This is a genomic window from Halorubrum sp. F4 (genome assembly GCF_027257195.1).
GTDB lineage: Archaea > Halobacteriota > Halobacteria > Halobacteriales > Haloferacaceae > Halorubrum.
On sequence record NZ_JAPDFS010000003.1, the window covers coordinates 240,859 to 254,602 of the forward strand.

Genomic DNA, 13,744 nt, shown 5'->3' on the forward strand with positions numbered 1-13,744 from the left:
TGCTGACTCGCGGGCTGCGAGCCCGCTCGCAGGCGCGCGCCGGATCGAGTTCGTCATCGACCGGTCGTCATCATCGCTCGGTCGTCGACTGCATCACCACGGCCCGTCGTAGTTCACTCGGGGACGGTCGACGTCGACCCCCAGGTCGCGCAGCGTCGCGGTCGCGTTCTCCACCGGCGCGGGGGCGGGTCGGTCGAGCGCGTCGGTCGTCGCCTCGGCGAACCGGACCCGCCAGTCGCCGTCGAGGACGAGGGTCGCGCGGCGCGGAACGTGTGAGTGGCCTTCCCACGACTCGGCGAGCAGGTCGTAGGACTCGGCGATCCCGCCGTGGAAGTCCGAGACGACCGGGAACGGGAGGTCGAAGCGGTCGACGTAGGCGAACCCCGAATACAGCGAGTCGCCGACGAGCCCGACGACGGCCAGGTCGTCGCGGTCGTGCCAGCCGGCGTCGCGGACCGCGGCGAACGCCGCCGTGCTCGTCGGGACGAAGCTCGCCGGCGCGAACGAGAGGACGACCGCGCAGTGTGACTCCACGAGCCGGTACAACGCGAGTTCGGTCGCCCGGCCGTCCGTGACCGCCGGCGCGGCGAAGTCGGGCGCTTTGACGCCGGTTTCGATCATAGCACCGTCCCGTGTTTCTTGTCGGGGAGCTCCTTGCTCACGTCCTCGTAGAAGTCGAACCGGGCGGCCAACTGGGCACGGAGGTCCGAGGGCGGAACGATCTCGTCGATGACGACCTCGCTCGCCATCCGGTGGACGTCGATCTCCTCGCGGTACTCCTCGCGGAGGCGTTTTTCCTCTTCGGCCCGCTCCTCGTCGTCGTCGATCTCGGCGAGCTTGCGGGCGTAGACCGCGTTGATCGCGGCCTCCGGCCCCATGATCGCGATCTCGCCGGAGGGGAGCCCGATCGTGCTCTCGGGGTCGTAGGCGGGCCCGCCCATCGCGTAGATGCCCGCGCCGTACGCCTTCCGGACGACGACGGTCTGTTTCGGCACCGTCGCGGAGGAGGTCGCGTAGATCAGCTTCTTCCCCTTCTCCAGAATGCCGTCCCGCTCCACCTGGCTCCCGGCCATGAACCCGGGCGTATCACAGAGGTAGAGCAGGGGGATCTCGTAGGCGTCACACGTCCAGACGAACTCCGCGGCCTTCTCGGCCGCGTCCGGGAAGATCGCCCCCGAGCGCTCCGTCGGCTGGTTGGCGACGACGCCGACGGGCCGCCCGTCGATCCGGCAGAACGCGGTGACGATCTCGGGACCGTATCCCTCCTTCAACTCGAAGACGGACTCGGCGTCCGCGATCCGGTCGAGGAGGTCGCGGACGTCGTACGGGCGGGTCGGCGACTCGGGGATCAGCTCGTCGATCCCGTCCGGCGAGTACTTCGGCGGCTTCGGCTCCGCGCGCGGCGGCTTCTCGCCGGCCCGGTCCGGGAGATAGCCGATCAGGTCGGCGACGAGCCGTCGGGCGTGTCCCTCGTCCTCGGCGACGAGATCCGCGGAACCGGACTCCTCGGCGTGGATCCGCGGCCCGCCCAACGCCTCCAGGTCGATGTCCTCGCCGGTGACCATCTCGACCATCCGCGGCGAGGCGATCGCCATCGCGGACACCCCCTCGACCATCACGGTGAAGTCGGCGAAGACGGGGGTGTAGGCCGCCCCGGCGATGCAGGGACCGTAGAGCACGCAGATCTGCGGGACCGCCCCCGAGAGCATCGAGTGGTTGTAGTAGTACTTCCCGATCCCCTCGCGGTTGGCGAAGAAGCCGGACTGCTGGTCGATCCGTCCCCCCGAGGAGTCCATCAGGTAGAGCACGGGGTTGCCCGTCTTCAGCGCACGCTGTTGCATCCGGAGGAACTTCTCGACGCCCCTCGCCGCCATCGACCCCGCCTTCACGGTGAAGTCGTTGGCCATGAAGTGGACGTCGCGGCCCTCGAACTCGGCACCCCCCGTCAGGAGGCCGTCCGCCGGGAGGCGGTCGCCGCTCTCGCCGTCCTCCTCGTCGCCGTCTCCCCTCCCGCTTCGTCCGGGCGCGTTCGGATGCCACTCGTCGAAGGCGGCGAACGTCCCGTCCTCGAAGCGGATCCCGGCGGGGTTTCCGTCGGACGCGCTCGCGTCGCCCGCGCCGCGGGTCCCTCCCTCGCCGCCGAACCAGAGGTCGAGTCGGTCGCGCACGAACAGCTTCCCCTGCTCCGCGAGCCGGTCGCGGTACTTCGCGGGGCCGCCCCGTCGAACGTCCTCGATCTCCGCCCACAGGTCGCGCTCGCGGTCGGTGGGGCCGAGGTCGTCCTCGAGCGGGTAGGCCGTTTCCGGGGGGTCGGCGCTCGCCGCGGGAGCGTCGTCGTCGTCCCCGACGTGAACGTCGACGGCGACCCCGAGGTGCGCCGCGAGCGACCGGGCGATCGCCTCGGCCTCCTCGGGCGTCGCCGCCGACCCGACGTGGACCTTCATGGTGGCGGGACTCCCGGACGCTCCAAAACTGTTTGCCATGGGAGAATCCCACTATCGGCCTCCGTCGCCGTCCCCGCTTGACAATCCTTAAGCCGGCGACACGGCTACCTCGCCGCAATGAGAGTCGTCGTTTCCATCGGCGGGAGCGTGCTCGCGCCGGAGCTCGATCCCGAACGTGTCGCCGCCTACGCCGACGCGGTCGAGCGGCTGGCGGCGGAGGGATGTGAGATCGGTGTCGTCGTCGGCGGCGGCGGCGTCGCCCGCGAGTACATCACGACCGCGCGGGAACTCGGCGGCGACGAGGTCGAGCTCGACGAGCTCGGGATCGGTACCACGCGGCTCAACGCCCGCCTCCTGATCGCCGCGCTCGACGAGACGGCCGCACCCGCGCCAGCGAGGGGGTACGACGAGGCGACGACCGCGTTCCGCCGCGGCGAGGTCCCCGTGATGGGGGGGATGTCGCCCGGACAGACGACCGACGCGGTCGCGGTCGCGCTCGCGGAGTCGGTCGACGCCGACCTGCTCGTGTTCGCGACGAGTGCCGACGGCGTCTACGACGTCGACCCCAACCGCCACGACGACGCGACCCGCTTCGAGTCGCTCTCGCCCGCCGAACTGGTCGACGTGGTGCTCCCGATGAGCCGTGACGCGGGCTCGTCCGCTCCCGTCGACCTGCTCGCGGCGAAGCTGATCGACCGCGCCGGGATCCGGTCGATCGTCCTCGACGGTACCGACCCCGACGCCGTCGTCGACGCGGCCCTCCGTGGGACCCACACGGGAACGAACGTGATCCCCGAAGGGAGCACCGAGCCGGCGAGGTGGACGGAGGAGCGATGACCGACGACGCCTCCGCGGACGGCGAACGCGACGACCCCTCACGACGCGACGACTCCCCGCACGTCCTCTCGTCGCAGGCGACCGGCGACCACGGCGACGAGTTCCACGCGTTCTGGGCGGACGTCGTCGCCGACGAGATCGAGGCGCGCGACCCCGACGACCCGATCGTTATCAAGGGCGGCGTGTCCCCCTCGGGAGTCGCCCACGTCGGCAACGTCAACGAGGTCATGCGCGGTTACTTCGTCGCCGAGGTGCTCCGCGATCGGGGTCACGAGGTCCGACAGCTGTTCACCTCCGACGACAGGGACCCGCTCCGGAAGCTCCCGCGGAAGCTGGCGAACGCCGACGGCGAGATCGTCGGGCTCGGCGACGTGGACGCGGGCGCGCTCGGCCGCAACCTGGGGAAGCCGTACACGTCCATCCCCGACCCCTTCGGCGAGCGCGAGTCGTACGCAGCACACTTCGCGGCACTGCTCGAGGCCGACGCAGAGCGGCTGGGCGTCCCCGTCGAGATGGTCTCGAACACCGAACTGTACGCCGACGGGACCTTCGACGACGCGGTCCGGACCGTCCTCTCGGACCTCGAGGGCGTCCGCGAGACGCTCGGGAAGTACCAGAACAAGGTCGACGACGAGTACGTCCCGTTCAACCCCGTCTGTACCGAGTGCGGGAAGGTCACGGAGACGGTGACCGCGATCGATCTGGAGGCTGGAACGGTCGAGTACGCGTGTACGGACCTCGAGGTCGGCGACGACGTCATCGAGGGCTGCGGCCACGAGGGGGTCGCCACGTTCCGTGAGGGGAAGCTGCCGTGGCGGCTGGAGTGGCCAGCCCAGTGGGACGCCCTCGACGTCGACTTCGAGCCGTTCGGCAAGGATCACGCGGAGGGCTCGTGGCCCTCCGGGGTCGACCTCGCCCGGAACGTCTTCGGGATCGAGCCGCCGGTGCCGATGGTGTACGAGTGGTTCACGCTCGGCGGCGAGGCGCTCTCCTCGTCGGCCGGCAACGTCGTCACGGTGCCCGAACTGCTCGAGATACTCGAGCCCGAGGTGGTCCGGTATTTCTTCGCGCTCCACCCGAAGAAGGCGCGTGACCTCGACCTCGAACGGATCGATCTGCTCGTCGACCGCTTCGACCGGTTCGAGCGGGCGTACTTCGGCGAGGTCGACGACGAGGAGCTGACCCGATTCGCCGAGCGTGCGTACCCGTTCGTGATGGGCTGGAGATCCGACGACCGGTCCGCCGCCGATCGGTCGACCGACGCCGACCGTCTCGCGGGTGCCGATCGACCTGCGGACGCCGATCCCGCCGACCGCGTCCGGTTCCCGTACACCTTCGCGGCCGTGTTGGGGATGGTCGACGACCCCGACCTGCGCGAGCAGCTCGCGCGCGACGAGGGTCACGTCGACGACGACACCCCCGAGTGGGCGGTTCGGGAGGCGCTCTCCCGCGTCGAGCGCGCCCGGACGTGGGCGGAGCGAACCGACAACGAGTACAACTACCGGCTCCAGACCGACCTCCCGGACGTCACTCTCGACGACGACGCGGCCGCCGCGCTCGACGACCTCGCGGACTTCGTCGCCGCCGGCCACGACGGGGAGGCGATCCAGGCCGAGATGTACGAGACCGCCCGCGAGCACGGGATCGAGGTCGCCGACTTCTTCGAGGCGGGCTACCGGCTCTTCTTCGACCAGACCCAGGGTCCCCGGCTCGGCGAGTTCCTCGGGGAGCTGGAACGCGAGTTCGTCGTCGCCAGGCTCCGACGGGAGGCGTGAATGTCCGAGGACCGATCGCTCGACGACTTCGCGTCGGCCGGGGAAGGTGAGGGGAACGGGGAAGCCGAGACCGACTCCGCCGAGGACGATTCCGTCGACGTCGAGCCCGCCGAGACCGACTCCGCGGACGTCGAGCCCGCCGAGTCGACGTCGACGTGGTCGACGGACGGCGCCGACTGCGACCGCTGTGGGACGACGGTCACGCGACGCTGGCACGCCGACGGCGACCTCGTCTGTTCCGACTGTGTGGAGTGGTAGTCGGTTTCCACGTCGATCCGCGGGATCCGTGGGTCGGTACATAGGCGCTCGGTCCGCCGTTCTCCGGTCTCGTTCCACCACCGTGAAGACTTAATACACGTCGGATCGAGCCGTTAGTTACGGACGATCTAAGCTGGGGTTAAGTGATATACAAATGAAATCAGATCCGGATCGGCTGTTCGAACGGTCGCCCCGCGCCGTCGCGGGTCTGTACCTCCTCCTCGGCGGCGTGTGTGTGGTCGCGTTCGACATCGCCATCGGGACGGTCGTCGCCTCCGCGAGTCCGCTCTCACTCGCTCGAATCGCGAGTGGTCTGGCGGTCGTCGGGGCGTCCTCGGTGTTTCTCTACGGGGCGGTGAGCCATCACTCCCGCCGGGTCGTTACCGCCCGGGAGGAGCTGGAGACGTCGAACCAGCAGCTCCAGGTGTTGACTCGCGTGTTCAGACACAACGTTCGGAACGACCTCAACGTCGTCCAGGGGTACGCCGACTTGCTCGAGCGGCGGCTGGACGACGAGCGCAGTCGCGAGTGTCTCGAGACGATCCGCGAGACCACCGAGGACATGGTGGAGATAAGCGAGAAGCTCCGAGTCATCGAGGACGCCTCTCCCGGCCCCGTCGACGAGCGTATCGACCTCACGACCGTCGTCCACGGGGCGGTCGAGGAACTGGACGACGGACGGACGGATGCGGAGTTCTCGCTCGATCTCCCGGAGCGAGCCTGGATACGCGGCGACGAGTCGGTGAGCTATCCCGTCCGGGAAGTGTTCGAGAACGCGCTCGCCCACAACGACGATCCGGGTCGACGGGTTCGCGCACGCGTCGAGACGAACGGGACGACGACTCGCCTCGAGGTTCACGACAACGGGCCGGGGATCCCCGCCGAGGAGCGGGCGGTGCTGCGGGCCGAAGAGGAGACGCCGCTGTCACACGCCAGCAGCATCGGGCTGTGGCTCGTCAAGTGGATGTGCGAGCTCCAGGGCGGTACGGTACAGTTCGACGCGACCGAGGACGGAACGACCGTACTACTCCAGTTCCAGTCGGCGGATCGACCGTCGGATCGGTGAGTCCGTGCCGCGCGTCACTCGAGTTCGGTGATCGTGACCGCGTACATCGCCCCGCAGTTGCCGCACTCGACGTGAACCCCCCGGCTCGTCTGTCCTCGAGTGAACTCGGAGATCTCCTCGGAGCACGAGCACTCGAACTGGACTTTCATTACTCCGTATAGGCGCTATCCGTATTTAAAATACAGTGATCGATTCTACGTCGTGATATTCGGCTCCGGAATCCCGTGGTTTCGGAGCACCCGCGTCGCTCGAAACGCCCGGATAGGCGAGCGTTTCGATGTCTCCGGCCGGCGGCCGGAGGCCAGAGAGTCCGTCTACGACAGTTTCTCGATGTTCTCGACGACTGCGTCGGCGAACTCGCTCGTGGCGAGCTTCTCGCCGCCCTCGATCTGGCGGTGGAGGTCGTAGGTGACCTTTCCGGAGGAGATGGTCTCCTCGACGGCGTCGCGCACGAGGTCCGCGGCCTCCGACCAGCCGAGGTAATCGAGCATCTCGCGACCGGAGAGGATCATCGCGGTCGGGTTGACCTTGTCCTCGCCGGCGTACTTGGGCGCGGAGCCGTGAACGGGCTCGGCGAGCGCGCGACCGTGGCCGTAGTTGACGCCGGGCGCGATGCCGAGGCCGCCGATCTGTGCGCCGGCGGCGTCGGACATGTAGTCGCCGTTGAGGTTCATCGTCGCGATGACGGAGTAGTCGCCCGTGCGGGTGAGGAGCTGCTGGAGCATGTTGTCGGCGATGCGGTCCTTCACGACGACCGTACCCTCGGGCTGTTCGCCGTCGTACTCGTCCCAGAGCTCGTCCTCGGTGATGAACTCGTCGCCGTACTCCTCCTCGACGACCTCGTAGCCCCAGTCGCGGAACTGGGCCTCGGTGAACTTCATGATGTTGCCCTTGTGGACGAGGGTGACGGAGTCACGGTCGTTCGCGAGCGCGTAGTCGAGCGCCTCGCGGATGAGGCGCTTGGAGGCGAACTCGGAGATCGGCTTCACGCCGATCCCGATGGGGCCGTCGTGGAGCACGTCGGCGATCTCCATGTCGTCCTCGAGGAACTCCCGCACCTGCTCGACCTCGTCGGTGCCGGCCTCCCACTCGATGCCGGCGTACACGTCCTCGGTGTTCTCCCGGAAGGTGATCATGTCCATCGCCTCGGGGTTCTTCACGGGCGACGGGACGCCGTCGAGGTGGTAGGTGGGGCGGACGTTCGCGTACAGGTCGAGCGTCTGCCGGAGCGCGACGTTCAGAGAGCGAAAGCCGGAGCCGACCGGCGTCGTCATCGGGCCCTTGATCGCGACGCGGAACTCGCGGATCGCGTCCACGGTGTCCTCGGGGAGGTTCTCGTCGTACATCTCGCGGGCGCTCTCGCCGCCGTACACGCGCATCCACGCGATGGATCGGCCGGTCGCCTCGGCGGCGGCGTCGAGCACCTGCTGGGCGGCCGGGCCGACGTCGGTTCCGATGCCGTCGCCGTGGAGGATCGGGATGATCGGGTTCTCCGGGACGTTCAGTTCGCCCGTCTCCTCGTCGGCGAGAGTGATACGTTCCCCGTCGTCGGGGACCTCGATCTTGTCGTAGCTCATAACGGGCGTGGCTTCTCGGACCGCAGTAAAGTGCCTGCCGCTTTCCGAGTACCGATAGGGCGGCATCGCCGCCGCGGGTGGGCTCACTCGGACAGCACCCGCACGTCGTGTTTCCGAACCCACTGATACCGGCGACCACCCCAAGTGAAGGTCCGGCGGGCGAACGCGTACGCCATCAGTGCCGGCATCGCGATCGCGGCCGGCCCCGCGAGCAGGAACGTCGGCCGCCGGAGCCCCGCCCACGCGTACGTTATCGCGGACAGGACGGTCACCGACCCGACCCCGAGGAGCGGCACCGCGAGACACAGCGTCGCGAACGCGACCGCCAGAACGACGTTGACCGCGCTCGCTCGGGGCGCGTGGTACCGGACGATCCACAGGAAGCGCACGAGCCGCTCCAGCGACGCTCGGATCGATCCGCCCGCGGGCACGACCCGCGTCCGTTTCACCGGCGTCACCTCGAGGTGTTCCGAGAGGGTGCCGTCGTCGCTGACGGTTCGCTCGAGGTCCGCGAGGAAGGCGGCCTCGTCGAGGTCGTCGCGCTCGAAGACGACCGCGCCGCCCCACGCGATCCCGCCGGCGGCGACCGCGAGGGTTCCGCCGATGAGGTAGGCGGGCTCGAGCAGGGTACCGAGCGGGTCGCGGCCGACGAAGACCGGAAGCTCGGTCGTCGGTCCCTGCCGCCCGTAGTCGGCGTGGAGGCGCTCGAGCCAGTCGGGCGGGTGACGAAAGTCGTCGTCCGTCCAGACGATCCGGTCGCCCTCGGCGGCCGCCATTCCCGCCGCTATCGCGTTCGCCTTCCCGGAACAGCCGTCCGGATCGCCGGCGAGCACGATCTCGACCCCCGCAGGCGTCTCTCCTCGCCGATCGGCGACGGGGTCGTCGGCGTCGTCCGCGATCACGAGGAGCTCGTCGTCCGCTCCCAACATCGCGGCGACCTCCTCGCAGGCGTCGGTCCAGCGGACGGTCGGCAGGAGCACGGAGGTCGGCGGCGGGTCGGTCACGGCGGGGATTCGCGGGCCGGATACAAAAACCGGCGGTCGAACGCGGGGTGGTCCATCCGCCTCCTTCCGGACCGCCGCTTTCCGGAGCCTTATACGGTCCCCCTCGGAGGGTCGACCATGCGCGTGATACTCCACGGCGGCGCGGGCGGTGCTCCGGACGAGCCCGAACCGAGACAGGCGGTCCTCGACGAGGCGGCCGAGGCGGGCGTGGGCGCGGCCACCCCGCTCGACGCGGTCGAGGCGGGGATCCGCGTCCTCGAATCGAGTCCCCGGTTCAACGCGGGCGTCGGCGGCGCGGTCCAGTCCGACGGGATCGTTCGCACGGACGCGGGCGTGATGACCGCGGACCGGGCCGTCGGCGCGGTCTGCTCGATGCCGGGCGTCGAACACGCGGTGTCGGCCGCGCGCGTCGTGATGGAGGAGACCCCGCACGTCTTCGTGTCCGGCGAGCACGCGGTCGAACTCGCCGCCGACTTCGGCGTCGAGACCGGCGTCGACCTCCTGACCGACGAGAAACGGGAACGCTACGAGGCGGAGGCTCCGCCGGAGGGGACTCCGAGCGAGCACCTGGAGTGGTTGGAGACGCGGTTCGGGTCCGGCGGCGATAATGAGTCCGGCGGCGACGCCGCGGCCCCCGACCACGACACCGTCGGCGCGGTCGCGACCGACGGCGAGACGTTCGCGGCGGCGACATCGACCGGCGGGCGCTCGTTCGCGCTCGCGGGTCGCGTCGGCGACGTCCCGCAGGTCGGCTCGGGGTTCTTCTGTACGGACGCCGGCGGCGCGAGCGCGACCGGGGCCGGCGAGGACATCACTCGAGTCACGCTCACCCGTCGGGCGGTGGATCTGCTAGATGAGGGGCTCGACGCCGAGGCCGCGGCCGATCGAGCGATGGCGGAGTTCGAGGACGTGACGGGCTCTGACGCGGGCGTGATCGTCTGTGATGCCGATGGCGTCGGCGGCGCGTTCAACACCGAGGCGATGCAGACGAGCGTCGCGACGAGGGAGTGAGCGACTCGACCCGGGACACGGGAACGAGCGACTCGACTCGAGATATGGTCGGCAGTCGAGATCTGACCCGAGCGATCGTCGCTGCCGATCGGTGACCGCTTTCCAAAGCCCCAGTCCCCTCCCGCCCAGCACCGCACCTCACGCCTCCCCAGCCTCGGCCTCGGTGACCCGCCGGAACCGCTGGCGGGTCCCCTCGGCCTCCCTCGCGCGCGACTCGCGGCTCCGCCGCTCGTTTCGTGCGCGCCGACCGCGGAGCCGAGGATACAAATCCGCCCCCCGCCTTGCGGGCGTATGGTTACGTTCCTCGCCGGCGGGACGGGAACGCCGAAACTGCTCGATGGCGCGAGCGCCCGCTGGGACCTCGACGACGCCGTGGTCGTCGCCAACACGGGCGACGACGTCGAGCTCGGCGGCCACCTCGTCTGCCCGGACGTCGACACCGTGCTGTTCGCCGGGGACGACGTCCTCGACCGGGAGCGCTGGTGGGGGATCGACGGCGACACCACCGAGACCCACGACGAACTCTCCCGGCTCGCGGAAGCGGCGGGGCTCGAGGACAGCCCGCGGTACCTCGACGACGACGCCCAGACCGCGGGCCGCGAGATAGCCCGCTGGCGACGGTTCTCGGGCGTCGCGGAGTTCATGGAGATCGGCGACCGCGACCGTGCGGTCCACCTCACGCGGACCGGGCTCCTCGACGAGGGCCACACGCTCACCGAGGTCATCGGGACCCTCGCGGATGCGTTCGGCCTCGAGGTCGACCTGCTGCCGATGTCCGACGACCCGGTCGCGACGCTGGTTCACACGGAGGGGAGCGAGACGCTCCACTTCCAGGAGTACTGGGTCGCCCGCCGTGGCGAGCCGGCGGTCGCCGACGTGGAGTTCCGCGGCGCGGACGCGGCCGAGCCGACCGACGCGGTCCGTTCGGCCCTCGCCGACCCGGTCGTGATCGGCCCCTCGAACCCGGTGACGAGCATCGGGCCGATGCTCGCGGTGTCCGGGATCGAGGCGGCGCTGGAGGCGACTCCCGTCGTCGCGGTCTCGCCGTTCGTCGGCGACGAGGTGTTCTCCGGGCCCGCCGCCGAGCTGATGGCGGGGGTCGGTCTCGAGCCGTCGACCGCGGGCGTCGTCGACGCCTACCCGTTCGCGGACGCGTTCGTCCTCGACGACGACGACCCGACCGAACCCGACCGTCACGTCGAGCGGACCGACACCCGTCTCGACGACGTCGACGACGCCGAGCGCGTCGCCCGCGCGTGTGATCGCGCGCTGGAGGCAGTATCGTGAGCTCCCCCTCGTCCCCACCGAAACCGGAGGCCCCGGGGGAGCCGTTCCTCGTCGCCGCCAGCCTCAGCGGCGAGTCGGACGCGTCGTGGGCGCGCGCGGCCGGCGAGCACGTCGACTGTGCGGTGCTGGGCGGGATCGCGCTCGATCCGGCGAGCCGCGAGGCCGCCCGCGACCTCGTCGACCGCGGGCGCTCGGAGTTCCTTCCGGACGACCCGCTCGCATGGATCGACCGGCAGCTCCGCAGCCTCGCGGACGCGCCGGTTCGCCCCGGCGTCAACGTTCGGAGCGCGACGGTCGAGCCGGTCCGCGAGGCGGCCGCGGTCTGTGCCGACCACGGGGCGGTCTGTGAGATCAACGCCCACTGCCGGCAGCCGGAACTCCGTGCGGCCGGCTGCGGGGAGACCCTGCTCGCGGACCGCGAGCGGCTCGCCGAGTACGTCGCGGCCGCGGCCGAGACGGGCGCGACGACGGGCGTGAAGGTCCGAACGGAGGTCGATGGCGTCGACCTCGTCGAAGTCGCTCGCGCGGCCGCGGGCGCGGACTGGATCCACGTCGACGCGATGGACTCGGAGGCGGTCGTCGCCGATGTCGCGGACGCGGTGCGCTCCGCGGGTCGGGACGCCGACCCGAACGAAACCGCTACCCCGACGGTCGTCGCCAACAACGGCGTCAGGGACCGGGGGACGGTTCGCGAGTACGCCGAGTACGGGGCCGACGCGGTGAGCGTCGGCCGGCCGAGCGACGACCCGCGGGTCCTCTCCCGGGTCGCGGACGCGGTCGAGGACTGGCGTGAGGGAGAGCTGTTCGTTCACTCATCGGGGGGTCTCGCCGTGAGTCCGCCGCACGCCCCCGCGGACGACGCGACCCTCGCGCTCCTCCTCGAGGTCGCGGGGACGCCGAAGCCGGGGAACGTCGACCGCCGCCGTGACCTCGCGGACCTCCGGTTCGAGTCGTTCCTCGGCGGGGCGGTCGGGGCTCGCGAGGGCCTCGAGCGCGCGGCCCGCGGCGCGGCGGTCGGGCACGCCTTCGAGCGGGCGGTCGCCGGGATGGCCGGTCGAGCGGGGACGAACACGCAGTTCGGGTGTCTCCTGCTTCTCGTTCCGCTCCTCCGTGCGACCCGGAACGGCGACCTCTCGCCGGACGGACTCGACCGGGTAGCTCGGGAAACCACCGTCGACGACGCGGTCGCGTTCTACCGCGCGTTCGAGCACGTCGACGTCGCGGTCGGGGATCCCCCCGAGGACGCCGAGACGCTCGACGTCCGCCGCGGGGCCGACGCCGAGCCGGTCCTCCGCGAGCGCGGACTCACGCTCCGTGACGTGATGGCCGCGTCCGCGACCGTCGACGAGGCGGTGGACGGCGGGACCGGCGACCGCGTCCCCGACCGCAACTCACAGGAGTGGGTCGAGGGGTTCCCGCGGACGTTCCGCGCCGCCGAGTGGATCCTCGCCGACGAGGGACCGCTGACCGACCGGGCCGCCCGGGCCTTCCTCGGCCTGCTCGCGGCCGAGCCCGACACGCTCGTCGAGACGGCTCACGGCCCGGAGGTCGCGCGCGAGGCGAGCGCGGCGGCACGCGCGATCGTCCCAGGTCTCGACCACGACGTCGATGACGCGGGGGTCGACGCCGATTTCATCCTCGATGCCGACGCGGTCCACGCGATCGACCTCGACGCGGCCGAGGAGTTGGCGTCGTCGTTCCACGACCGCGGGATCAACCCGGGGACGACGGCGGATCTCACCTGCGCGGCGCTGTACGTCGCGCTGCGGCGCGGGGCGAGCCTGGACGGGAGCGACGGAGACGGAAGCGGGGTGGATCCGTGACCGAGAGTCCCGACGGCTGGCCGGTCGACCTCCGCGGAGTCACGGAATCGGTCGTCGCCACCCTCGGCCCCAACGAGCGGTGGAACGTCGCCGCGCTCGGGCTCCATGCGCCCGACGACGCCGATGCTTCCGACGACCCCGTCACCGCCAGAACGTACGGACGGACTCGGACCTGGCGGAACTTCACCGAGCGCGGCGGCGGCGTGGTCCAGTTCACCGCCGATCCGCGCGAGTTCGTCGACGCGGCGCTCACGGTTCGGGAGGAGCCCGAGCCAGTCCTCCCGGGTGCGGACGCCTGGGTCGAGGTGCGGGTCGAAGCGGTCGACAGCGAGACGCGGGGAGACACCACCGTGCGTACGTGGGCGCTCGATCCCGTCGAGAGCGCGGTCGTCTCCGAGCGAGTGTCGACGATCAACCGGGGATTCGGCGCGGTCGTCGACGCCACGGTGGCCGCCTCGCGGCTCGACGTCCCCGACTACGACACGGCCGGACTGCTCGATCGGCTGCGGTACTTCGCCGCCGTCGTCGATCGCTGTGGCGGCCCGGCCGAACGGGAGGCGTTCGCTCGGATCGACGAAACGACCGATTGGCGGTCCCTCGCTGCGGAACGCGGGCTCGAGGTCGGCGACGTCGTGGACGACGATCCGCCCGACCCGCCGTGA

At 70.7% G+C, this 13,744-nt stretch carries 13 protein-coding genes and 1 pseudogene; 9 read left to right on the plus strand and 5 right to left on the minus strand.

The window, feature by feature from the left end; genetic code table 11:
* Window positions 1-93: 93 nt before the first annotated feature.
* Entirely contained in the window at window positions 94-621 is a 528-nt protein-coding gene (locus OKW78_RS09635) for a redoxin domain-containing protein (protein WP_281194960.1), read from the minus strand.
* Complete coding sequence (locus OKW78_RS09640; RefSeq protein WP_281194961.1) at window positions 618-2,444, minus strand: acyl-CoA carboxylase subunit beta; 1,827 nt, start codon at window positions 2,442-2,444, stop codon at window positions 618-620. The genes OKW78_RS09635 and OKW78_RS09640 overlap by 4 nt, the downstream gene beginning before the upstream one ends.
* A 117-nt stretch (window positions 2,445-2,561) precedes the next feature.
* Between OKW78_RS09640 and pyrH the strand changes: the two genes are divergently transcribed.
* The 4 genes from pyrH (at window position 2,562) to OKW78_RS09660 (ending at window position 6,380) form a co-directional block, all read left to right on the plus strand.
* Window positions 2,562-3,281 (plus strand): UMP kinase, encoded by a 720-nt coding sequence (gene pyrH, locus OKW78_RS09645; RefSeq protein WP_281194962.1) that lies wholly within the window; start codon window positions 2,562-2,564, stop codon window positions 3,279-3,281.
* Window positions 3,278-5,056, plus strand: coding sequence for a lysine--tRNA ligase (gene lysS / locus OKW78_RS09650; protein WP_281194963.1), 1,779 nt, complete (start codon window positions 3,278-3,280; stop codon window positions 5,054-5,056). The genes pyrH and lysS overlap by 4 nt, the downstream gene beginning before the upstream one ends.
* On the plus strand, window positions 5,057-5,314 hold the full coding sequence (locus OKW78_RS09655) for a hypothetical protein (protein WP_281194964.1): 258 nt from the start codon (window positions 5,057-5,059) through the stop codon (window positions 5,312-5,314).
* 154 nt (window positions 5,315-5,468) lie between these two features.
* On the plus strand, window positions 5,469-6,380 hold the full coding sequence (locus OKW78_RS09660; protein ID WP_281194965.1) for a sensor histidine kinase KdpD: 912 nt from the start codon (window positions 5,469-5,471) through the stop codon (window positions 6,378-6,380).
* Window positions 6,381-6,394: 14 nt separating this feature from the next.
* On the opposite strand, the gene OKW78_RS09665 is transcribed toward OKW78_RS09660, so the two are convergent.
* The 3 genes from OKW78_RS09665 to OKW78_RS09675 all read right to left on the minus strand — a co-directional run bounded on the left by OKW78_RS09665 (window position 6,395) and on the right by OKW78_RS09675 (window position 8,961).
* A complete protein-coding gene (locus OKW78_RS09665; RefSeq protein WP_275263203.1) occupies window positions 6,395-6,529 on the minus strand; it encodes a hypothetical protein in 135 nt (44 codons plus the stop codon).
* Between the two features lie 165 nt (window positions 6,530-6,694).
* On the minus strand, window positions 6,695-7,957 hold the full coding sequence (icd, locus tag OKW78_RS09670; protein ID WP_281194966.1) for an isocitrate dehydrogenase (NADP(+)): 1,263 nt from the start codon (window positions 7,955-7,957) through the stop codon (window positions 6,695-6,697).
* An 83-nt stretch (window positions 7,958-8,040) separates the two neighbouring features.
* Window positions 8,041-8,961 (minus strand): glycosyltransferase, encoded by a 921-nt coding sequence (locus tag OKW78_RS09675; protein WP_281194967.1) that lies wholly within the window; start codon window positions 8,959-8,961, stop codon window positions 8,041-8,043.
* A gap of 117 nt (window positions 8,962-9,078) precedes the next feature.
* Between OKW78_RS09675 and OKW78_RS09680 the strand changes: the two genes are divergently transcribed.
* The 5 genes and pseudogenes from OKW78_RS09680 (at window position 9,079) to OKW78_RS09700 (ending at window position 13,744) form a co-directional block, all read left to right on the plus strand.
* Window positions 9,079-9,972, plus strand: a complete 894-nt coding sequence (locus tag OKW78_RS09680; protein ID WP_281194968.1) for an isoaspartyl peptidase/L-asparaginase — start codon at window positions 9,079-9,081, stop codon at window positions 9,970-9,972.
* Between the two features lie 291 nt (window positions 9,973-10,263).
* Window positions 10,264-11,259, plus strand: coding sequence for a 2-phospho-L-lactate transferase (gene cofD, locus OKW78_RS09685; protein ID WP_281194969.1), 996 nt, complete (start codon window positions 10,264-10,266; stop codon window positions 11,257-11,259).
* Window positions 11,256-12,062, plus strand: a pseudogene (locus OKW78_RS09690) (dihydropyrimidine dehydrogenase); the annotation flags it as partial. The gene cofD and the pseudogene OKW78_RS09690, both read left to right, overlap by 4 nt.
* 27 nt (window positions 12,063-12,089) lie before the next feature.
* A complete protein-coding gene (locus OKW78_RS09695; protein ID WP_281195206.1) occupies window positions 12,090-13,082 on the plus strand; it encodes a triphosphoribosyl-dephospho-CoA synthase in 993 nt (330 codons plus the stop codon).
* Entirely contained in the window at window positions 13,079-13,744 is a 666-nt protein-coding gene (locus OKW78_RS09700) for a DUF447 domain-containing protein (RefSeq protein WP_281194970.1), read from the plus strand. Before OKW78_RS09695 ends, OKW78_RS09700 begins: the two co-directional genes overlap by 4 nt.